Origin of the sequence: Streptococcus pseudopneumoniae (assembly GCF_001072375.1) — a bacterium.
Taxonomy (GTDB): Bacteria; Bacillota; Bacilli; order Lactobacillales; family Streptococcaceae; genus Streptococcus; species Streptococcus pseudopneumoniae_L.
The window spans coordinates 1-917 of record NZ_JVKV01000051.1 but is presented as its reverse complement, the minus strand read 5'-3'; the positions used below and the strand labels follow the sequence as shown (position 1 = coordinate 917).

The 917-nt window shown below is 36.4% G+C and carries 1 pseudogene; it reads right to left on the bottom strand.

Annotated elements, in window-relative coordinates:
• Nucleotides 1–403 precede the first annotated feature (403 nt).
• Nucleotides 404–917 (bottom strand): annotated as a pseudogene (gene tnpA, locus ADH31_RS03775) (IS200/IS605 family transposase); the annotation flags it as partial.

Genomic DNA, 917 nt, shown 5'->3' with positions numbered 1-917 from the left:
CGTAGTCCCAGCCCCGCGAGGATGATTAGGAGCTTTTTGGAGTCTAAAAGACAAACAAAAACTCCAATCAGCTACCGCGTCAAAGTTTGATTGTTAATAAAAAGTGAGGTCGGGATCTTTTTTATCCCAACCTCTTTTTTTGTTTGCCTAGTTTACAAGGCTCTATCTCCATATTTTAAAAATAAACAGTCACCTTTTATTTTTCGTAATCCTACTAATGATACTCGATAGGAATTTCTCCTCTTCAATTTCTTTATTTTTCTAGCATTTTAGAAATTTACTTTTTACCACTTTTCCATTAAGTAGACCAATCAACCAGCCAGCGCCTAAAGACGCTGGCTTTCACGTTGTTCAAGCCTTATTACTCTTGACTCGTCACTTGCCTCTTAAATAGGCGTGAGTATTACTTACCACTATCCCTAAAGGGATCCTCATTTTCTTTTACACTCAATTTATCTAGTACTATATCATGCTTTACTCGTTCTCAAATTTTCATACTCGTAAAGAAATCATCCACTGGATAATTTCTTTAATCTTGGATGTATTTCCTTATCGTGGCTTCATTAAGCCCTACTGTACTCACATAATAACCTTCTGCCCAGAAATGCCGGTTCCCAAACTTGTACTTGAGGTTGGCGTGTTTATCGAACATCATGAGTGCACTTTTGCCTTTTAAATACCCCATAAAACTTAAAACACTTATCCTTGGTGGAATACTTACTAGCATATGTACATGGTCTGGCATTAAGTGACCATCGATAATTTCAACTCTTTTATAACTACACAAGCGATGAAATATTTCTCCCAAACTACTTCGATATTGATTATAGATGACTTTTCGTCTATACTTAGAGGTGAACACAATGTGATAGAACACATCCACTTTGTGTGTGATAAACTATGAGACTTTTGTGCCA